This is a genomic window from Absicoccus intestinalis (assembly GCF_033971885.1).
Lineage (GTDB): Bacteria > Bacillota_I > Bacilli_A > Erysipelotrichales > Erysipelotrichaceae > Absicoccus > Absicoccus intestinalis.
Genome location: NZ_JALBUS010000024.1, coordinates 20,279 through 28,515, shown reverse-complemented (window position 1 = coordinate 28,515; position 8,237 = coordinate 20,279). Strand labels below are relative to the sequence as shown.

Annotated in this window: 6 protein-coding genes; 4 read left to right on the top strand and 2 right to left on the bottom strand. The window is 36.7% G+C overall.

Annotated features, from left to right (window positions below):
• The first annotated feature begins 134 nt into the window (after positions 1-134).
• The 4 genes from MOZ64_RS10910 (at position 135) to MOZ64_RS10895 (ending at position 4,947) form a co-directional block, all read left to right on the top strand.
• Positions 135-866 carry a cupin domain-containing protein gene (locus MOZ64_RS10910; RefSeq protein ID WP_320326584.1) on the top strand — a complete coding sequence of 244 codons (732 nt, stop codon included), beginning with the start codon at positions 135-137 and terminating at the stop codon, positions 864-866.
• A gap of 18 nt (positions 867-884) precedes the next feature.
• Positions 885-2,681 carry an iron-containing alcohol dehydrogenase gene (locus MOZ64_RS10905; protein WP_320326583.1) on the top strand — a complete coding sequence of 599 codons (1,797 nt, stop codon included), beginning with the start codon at positions 885-887 and terminating at the stop codon, positions 2,679-2,681.
• A 163-nt stretch (positions 2,682-2,844) separates the two neighbouring features.
• Positions 2,845-3,897: a zinc-dependent alcohol dehydrogenase gene (locus MOZ64_RS10900; protein WP_320326582.1), complete on the top strand. Its 1,053-nt coding sequence runs from the start codon at positions 2,845-2,847 to the stop codon at positions 3,895-3,897.
• A 78-nt stretch (positions 3,898-3,975) separates the two neighbouring features.
• Positions 3,976-4,947: a sugar-binding transcriptional regulator gene (locus tag MOZ64_RS10895; RefSeq protein ID WP_320326581.1), complete on the top strand. Its 972-nt coding sequence runs from the start codon at positions 3,976-3,978 to the stop codon at positions 4,945-4,947.
• 163 nt (positions 4,948-5,110) lie between these two features.
• On the opposite strand, the gene MOZ64_RS10890 is transcribed toward MOZ64_RS10895, so the two are convergent.
• Entirely contained in the window at positions 5,111-5,926 is an 816-nt protein-coding gene (locus MOZ64_RS10890) for an HAD family hydrolase (protein ID WP_320326580.1), read from the bottom strand.
• Between the two features lie 39 nt (positions 5,927-5,965).
• On the bottom strand, positions 5,966-8,065 hold the full coding sequence (locus MOZ64_RS10885) for a BglG family transcription antiterminator (protein WP_320326579.1): 2,100 nt from the start codon (positions 8,063-8,065) through the stop codon (positions 5,966-5,968).
• Positions 8,066-8,237 lie beyond the last annotated feature (172 nt).

The window sequence follows — 8,237 nt, the reverse complement described above, 5'->3', positions numbered from 1 at the left end:
AGCAGGCGGTGATGCCGTATCGCAACAAGGCCCATATAAGATGTTCAGTGATGCAGCCAAAGTAGGACGCATTGCCATGGAAAAAGATGTAGAAACAGCCATGCGTTGTTTTGTGAATATGGATGAAGAATAATATGGAAGATGCATTAATCATTCGAAATAATGAATATGATATGAAGGATTTTGATCATATCAATTCACATAATAAAAAATTAATGTATCAACGTGAATTTATTCAAGTTCCCGATCGTATGTTGGTAAAACGAATGATCTATCCCGAAGGTAACATGATCACCAATCATGAACATCATTGTGCACATGGTGACTTTGTATTAAAAGGAACGATGCATACCAATGTAGGTGATTTTGGTCCTGGTGATTTTGTTTGGTTTAAAGAAGGGTACAAGATGTATCATGGCGCAACCGATGAGGAAGTTGATGTTTTATACATGACCAATAAACCATTGGATATGGTCTATTATGATGAGCCATATAGTCATGATTCGGACGATTCAAACAGTGCCATTATCTTACCCAAAGATAGTTATGATATGAAAGAGTATCCACATGCGAACTCCAAAACAAAAAAGACATTGTATCAAAAATTCTTTGTGGAAGATGAAGAAACGGGTGCCACGATCAAACGAATCATTTATCCTGCCGGTTGTATGATTCCTTGGCATACGCATACATGTAATCACGGTTTCTATGTATTAAAAGGAAAATTAGTTACCAATGTAGGTGATTTTGGTCCTGGCGATTTTGTTTGGTTCAAAGCAGGAACAAAGATGTACCATGGAGCCGACAAAGAAGATGTGGATGTCTTGTTCATGTCGGATGCAAAAGTAGATATCAACTATTTATAATTAGAAAGTGGATGCAATATGGATAAAACATTTCGTTTCAAATCAACTTCGATTCAGGTGTATCATGATCGAATATCCATCAAACAAATGTTTCTGAGTGAAGACTTTAAGAAAAGCGATATCATGGATATACGGCGCGAGAAAAATGTGATGTATCTGCAAACGCGCAAAAATCAATTTAAGATCAAAATTCCCAAAGGACAGGAGCAAGAAGCGGATGCTTTATTCCAATATTTGGCGGATCAAAAAGAAACAAGTCAGACCATTGAAAATGTAAAGGTCAATTATTTGGGTGGTCATCCACAAATGCCAGAAGAAGGCTGGGCCGAATTGGATATTCGGAATGATCGCTTACTACTATCAACCTTTCAAAGAACTTCACAAATTGATTATAAAAACATTCGCACGTTGCGTTATGAAAATGAAGTTCAAATTGTTCATCGATTGCCGAAAGAACGCTTGTCTTTATTGAGTACATTAGCTGTACGTTTGCGATCTTGTCCCAATCCATCCAAATACTACTTTACAATTTCTTTTACGAATGCCCTGGGAGATTTGTTTTGTGTGGTATTGGGTGGCAAACAAGCTAAACATGCCTATGAAATTGTCGTGTCTGCATGTCGAAAATCTCATGGTATAATGGATACAAAGAAAACAGGAGATGTAAAACCTATGAATAATTTTACTTATTACATTCCTACGCGTATCCATTTTGGGAAAGGAATGATTTCACATTTAAGTGAAATTACGCAAAAAAAGATCTTGTTGGTGTATGGTGGTGGATCCATCAAACGTAATGGCATTTATGATGCAGCCTTAAAAGAATTATCCGATCATGAAGTCTTTGAATTATCTGGTGTAGAACCCAATCCACGCATTGAAACCGTTCGCAAAGGGATACAAATTTGTCGGGACAATCAAATCGAAGCGGTATTGGCGATTGGCGGTGGTTCATCCATTGATTGTGCCAAAGTTATTGCAGCAGGAGCTGTCTACGAGGGCGATGCCTGGGATCTTGTCATGGATAATGAAAAAGTTCATGGGGCTTTGCCTATTTATGTAGTTTTGACCATGGCCGCTACGGGATCCGAAATGGATAATGTCGGTGTTATTTCCGATATGGATCTACAAATCAAAAAAGGTTTACATTCGGATCATATCTTTCCAACGATGTCGATCTTGGATCCAACCTATACCTACACATTGCCAAAACGACAAACAGCAGCCGGTACAGCCGATATCATGTCGCATACGTTTGAAAACTATTTTACCAATGTGGAAGGGGCGTATCTGCAAAAACGCTTTGCGGAAGGCCTACTGAAAACACTGATTCATTATGGCCCAATTGCCATCCAAGATCCAACCAATTATGATGCCCGTGCCAATTTGATGTGGTGTTCCAGCAATGCCATTAACGGTCTCTTGAAAAAAGGTGCAGAAGTGAAGTGGTGTGTTCATGGTATGGAACATCAATTGAGTGCTGTCTATGATGTGACTCACGGTGAGGGACTTGCCATCTTGACGCCGGTTTGGATGGAATACATCCTTGATCAGAAAGTGGATGCCTTTGCCACGTATGGAATCAATGTTTGGAACATTGACGCAAAGAAAGATAAACGAACTATTGCCAAAGAAGCCATTGAAAAAACAAAGCATTTCTTATTTGACGAATTAGGATGCCCAAGAACCTTACGTGAAGTAGGCATCACTGATGAGAAGAATTTCCAAGCGATGGCAGAAAAAGCAGCATGTGAAGGTAGCTTTGTGGATCTGAGTACTGACGACGTGATTGAAATCTATCGAAGAGCTTTGTGAGACTGAGAAATCAGTCTCTTTTTTTTTCGCACATAATAGTCAAAATTCCATATATATGAAATAAAGATAATTTTGAATTGACAATTCTTGTTGATTTTCTATAATAAAAGTAAATAAAGAACAAATGCACATATTAGTGAGCATAAATAACAGGAGACGAAAAGTGAGTCAATTACCAGAAACTATGACCTTTTCTTGTCTAGTAAAAAAAGGTCAATGTGAAATTCGAAAACGACCGATTCCTGCCTTGAAAGACTATGATGTATTGATCAAAATGAAGGCTTGTAACATTTGTACGGTCGATTATCAACAATTTATGGGACTTAGAGAACAGCAAGGCTATCCAATGGCTGGTGGGCATGAAGGCTGTGGAGTGATCATCGCTCGGGGTGCTAAAGTAAATGATTTTCAGATTGGTGACTTAGTGGCTCTGGGTTATCAAGGTTGCGGTCATTGTTTAGAATGTCGCCATGGCAATGTTTCCGGTTGCACCAGTTTCCGATCCGAAAGCGAAGATGGCTATAAGTTTGGTGAGTTTGGGTTTGCGGATTATACCGTAAAATCGGTAGATAGTTTATATAAGTTGAATTCAAGCTTGGATCCATCAGAAGCTGCTTTTACAGAGCCATTGGCTACAGTATTGAACGGTATGAAAAAATTACATGTGAGACCCTTTGAAACGGTGGTTGTTATTGGTGCTGGTCCAATGGGGTTATTGAATGCATTGGCCGCTCGTTCTTATGGTGCGCGTGTGATCGTTTCGGAATTGTTGGATGAAAAAATTGCAACAGCTCGAAAAATGGGCTTTATAGTGATTGATTCCAAAGCCGAAGATCCGGTACAACGAATCAAAGAAATCACCAATGGAGAAGGTGCCGATGCAGTGATTGCTGCAGTTGCGAATACCAAAGCCTATGAGCAAGGTATACAAATGTTAAAGGAAAGGCATGGACGCTTCTTGGTCTTTGCAGCTGGACATCCCGGACCTGAATTAAATATACCAGCCAATGATATTCACTATAAAGAAATGGAAATTGTCGGCACTTATGGAGGTACCAATGATGATTTTGAAGATGCGTCCAAAGCCTTAAGCATGGGCATGATCGATGTATCGGAATTAATTGAAGCTCGATATCCTTTGCAAGATATGCAAAAAGCATATCAAGCTGCAGTAGATGGAAATTATCGCATTAGCATTGTATTTGATGATCAATGAATAATTCATGCCATTCTTTGCTTTGTGACAATTTAATGAATGATATCCTATTAAACACAAAGAATAGAGGAGAAGAATATGCGCGATGATCGATTTATTTACAAAGTTGTTGAGATGTATTACCGAAAGGGCATGTCTCAGCTACAAATTGGCAAGAAACTGAATGTTTCCCGTACGACGGTTTTCCGTGCTTTGGAAAAAGCAAAAAAAGAAGGATATGTACAAGTGGTGATCAATCGACCACAAGGTCTTTTGATCAGTAAAGAAGAAGCTTTAGAAAAAAAGTTTCAACTCCAGGAAGCTATCATTGTATATAAAGACGAAAAAAGTTCTAACAATATGGGTGAAGAAATTGCTTATTATGTTTCGGATTTTTTGCTTCGCACACTTCATAACGATATGTCCATCGCCTTAAGTCGAGGGAAAACACTCCAACAATCGGTGGCATTTCTGGAAAAAGATATGCGATTAAAGTTTCAAAAATATCAAAATGTAAAATTATTACCACTCATGGGATCGACCAATTATAATCCATCCGATGATTTTGAATATCGCTTTTCCTATTCGAACTATTTGATTGAACGTTTGGCAAATATCTTAAATTGTGATGGTTATCAATTGTTGGCGCCATTGATGGTGAGTGCATCTGAAGTGAAACAGACACTGATTCGGGAAAAAAGTATACGTGAAATATTAGATATGGCCGAAAATGCCGATTTAGGGATTACTGGTATTGGTACGGTAGAGCCCGATTCCAATGCGATGGGAGATCCAATGTTGGATCAAGAAATGCGTCATGAATTATCGACCAAAAAAGGTGTTGGCGAGTTGGTTGGACAAATCATTGATGAAAATGGAGACCTTGTCCAAATGGCCTATCATGATCAATTGATGGCATTGGATCTGGAAGCTTTTCGTAAAATTCCGGTTCGTGTTGGTGCTGCCGGTGGGCTAGAAAAGAAAGAAGCCATCTTATCGGTATTAAAGGGAAAATGGATCAATGTATTGATCACCGATGAGGAAGTGGCAAATTATCTCTTGGAAGTTTAAATAAAGGATAATAATGTGTTTGGCTAGAAATGATGGGATGTAGGATGGAAAGCATTTTGTATGAATATCCAGCTGGATTTACGACCTACATGTATACTCATCCGTGCTTTATGGAGGATTCGACGATTAGAAATAGAAGTGAAGGTTTGGCCGCCTTCACTTTTTATCTGCTTAGTATATGTTTTTGAATGAAATGATAAAATCCATCCTCATTATTTGTATATTGGGTAATATGATCAGCTACTAGTTTGACATCCTTGGTTCCATTTTTCATACATACACCAATGCCGGCTGCTTTGATCAAGGAATAATCATTGGTCGTATCACCAAATGCCATGGTATTTTCTATGGAAATGCCCAATTGGTTACAGGCAATGTGAAGAGCGGATCCTTTATTTGTGTCTTTGTCCATGAATTCTAATAAATGACTCGATGATTGCATCATAGAAATTGGCAATCCATGCAATGATTTGGCAATTTCTTTCATGTGATTCATTTGATTGGGTTGACAGAAAATAGATACTTTATCGACATCATGAGTGGATAGATAACTTTGTAGATCAACAATATTTTCTGGTTCTTGATATTTTATAGCATCGGCATGTAAATCAGTGTCTGTTGATTCTTGAAAACGGTTGGCTCCATTTCGTGCAAAATAATATCCGCCCGAATCTTTGAAGGTCTTATAGATCTTTAAAGCGATTGTATTGGAAATTTTATTTTGACAAATGAGTTGATTCTTTTGAGGTTGAAAAATTTGAAGCCCATTTCCACCAATGATGATATCAAGAAAAGCATCGATGCCCCAATCTTTCGATAATGTAAAAACCGATTGATAATCACGGCCAGAAGCCAATCCAAAGTAAATGCCACTTTGTTTCAAATCTTCAATGGCTTGATGATTCAACAACGATACTTTCTTTTCATTATTGAGTAGTGTGTTATCTAGATCCGTGATCACAAATTGTATCCTATTCATTTTTTACCTCGATATTCTATTCATAGTATAGAGGATATTTTAGTAATCGCTCAATGTATATTCAAATTTTTCGATAATCTTATTGGCTTCTGTTGTAGAATCGGTCGCATTCAATTCTTTTAAGAAGTTTTCATTTTGCCATAAACTCAATAAATGAAAAAGAGCACGCAAATGATTTTTTTGGTTAATGGACGATAATGTTACGACATATTGTACAGGATCGAGTTCTTCCACACCAAAAGGAATAGGTGTAGATAAACGGAGCATGCTCATTCCTGTTTTGTAACTTCCATCATTTAATCCTGCATGAGGAATTGCCAAGCCTGGTGCAATTTCAATATAAGGTCCATATTCTTCAACTCCGTGGATCATACTGGCAACATATCGATTTTCGATATATCCAAATTTTAAAAGAGGTTGTGCAGATTTTCTTATGGCTTCTTTCCAGTCTTTGCATTCCACATCGAAAACAATAAATTCAGGTGTTAATAAGTGATGGAGAAAGGGTGATGTATTATCGATTTCATTTGCAGGTTGAATCCGATTAAAATATCGATGTATGGCTTTTTTCACATTTTCATAAAGGGCATCGGCCTTTTCTGGCACATCATTGATCAAGATTGGACGAATTGTATCCATGATGCCAATTTCTGAAACTTCAGAAGTATGTGAATTGACAGGCATATGATTATGTAAACGCAATTCGGTGATCTTATTACCAATCAAAATATAATCATCTTCGGTCAAATGTGGTGTGATATTGATGAATTCAATGGGGGCATCATAAACGGGGATGACCGAAATCAACAAATCGGCACTATTTTCGTGTAAGCTATCTATTTCATAACTCGAAATGATACCGACAACATTTACATGAAAATAGTTAACAAGTTTTGCTTGGATCAATTGGGAAGTACCAATACCAGCATTACAAACCAAGATTACATTGTAGTTGATTTTGGTAGTTTTATATCGTTCGATTGCTGCACAAAAATGAATCACGATATACATAATATCAATTTCACTTAGTGGTCGTTGAAAGAATTCTCGTACGATACCAATGTTTTTGTTGACCGCTTTGATGACCGTTTTTTGGGTGGAACGAATATCCTGGAGAACCGGATTTTCGGCTGTTTCCGTTATGGATTCATGATAGATAGAATTCAAATGATTGGACAGATTTTCATACAGTTGATAGTCTCGAGTCAAATCAATTCGTAAATCATTGGATACATATTCAATCAATTTTCGAGTTAACACTTGAATCGCAATGGTTTCTCGATCATTGGATACCAACAATGTATAATGCAACATATTTTTTATAATATAACCCAATGCGTTAATTTCTTTTTCATTGGGTTCAATAACACTATATTGGCAAATATAACGTAGTATATCCTGCGCAAAATGATATTCATCGCCAAATGAAGGGATGTGTTTATTGATATAGAATCCACGTTGATTCCGTTCCATCATGAGTTCTAGATAAAAACTAAGTAGTTTGGATGAGTCTTTAGTAAATTGAATATGATATTCGCTTTCAATTTCGGTAATGATGTTATGAATCATATTACGATCGACATCGTTTAAAAAAATAACATGTTCTAATAAATAAGTGATAAAGAGATCGTTCGGATCATTGTCCAATACCAAGATACGCATGAGTGCTTCTCGACAAGTAATCTCATCATTATCGATGCATAGCCCTTTATTTTGATGAGGATAAAGTTGAATTTGCACTTGACTTAAATATTTTTTGATAGCGGGTAAGTCATTGATGATCGTGGTTCTTGAAACATACAATTGATTAGCAAGTTCCGATAAAGTTGTATAATCTTGCTTCATGAGCAGAATACAGGAAACAGCAATGATACGTTCTTTTGGACTTAATTTATATTCATATAGGTCATCAATTTGAAGAAATTTTCGGCATGAAGAAAAATCACGGTTGACTTGAATCCATCCATTTTTTTCGATGGTTATATTGTTGAAACCATAATTAGAAAGGAATTCATTGATGGTTTTGATCTCATTCCGAATGGTTCGTACAGTCACATGATAGGAAGTGGCTAAATTTTGTAAGGAATAATTGGTTGGCTTTGATAAATCATTAATTAAATCGATAGTTCGCCTCTTCATATTTCATACCTGCCTTTTTATCTAGTTTTTATATTAACAATGGATTTAATTTTAAAAAGATGATTTATTTTCCCAAATAAGAAAAAAATTGTACATTCGTATGTTGGAAATGATGTATAATGACAAATCATTGGATTTCTAATATATATATTTTTACATAATAAAACGTCCG